The organism is Faunimonas sp. B44 (assembly GCF_052655945.1).
Map to the genome: position 1 here is coordinate 1 of NZ_JBQYEX010000055.1, position 556 is coordinate 556.

Sequence of the window (556 nt, forward strand, 5' to 3'; positions counted from 1 at the left end):
CACGGCGATCGTCCACGGCGTTGCGGGGCATCTCGACGACGGAGCCGATCGAGTTCATCGTCTTGCCGTTGTCGTAGTAGGAGCCGTAGTCGTCCCGAACCTTCTTGTAGGCGAGGAAGCAGCCGTCCGGGGTGAGCGGCATCTGGGCCTTCTCGAGCCACAGATACAGCTCGTCGACCGCCGTCTTGGATGGGTTCTTCATCAGGTTGTCGAGGAAGAGCGCCCAGGGCGTGATGTCGAAGCCCTCAGCGAGCAGCCGGAAGATGACGTCGACGAGGTAGTTGCTGACGCCATGACCCTTGTACAGGATCGTGTCGTAGCCGACCTCGACGTCGCCGTACTTCTCCAGCTTGGCGGAGATCGCGGTGCGGACGTCGAGGAGATCCTCGATGCCGTCGGTCTCGCCGGCCTTGAGCTTCTCGACGATGGTGTCGTAGCTCACATGGGAGCGGTCGACCGTCTGCGGACGGCCATTGAGGAACACGGTCAGGGTGCCGTTCGAAATCGTGAAGGGGATCATCAGTTCAGGACCTTGAAGTAGTGGTTGAGAAGGGTG

The 556-nt window shown here is 61.2% G+C and carries 1 pseudogene; it reads right to left on the reverse strand.

Annotated elements, in window-relative coordinates:
- Positions 1–520: pseudogene (locus ACUN0C_RS20220) on the reverse strand (hypothetical protein); the annotation flags it as partial.
- Positions 521–556 lie beyond the last annotated feature (36 nt).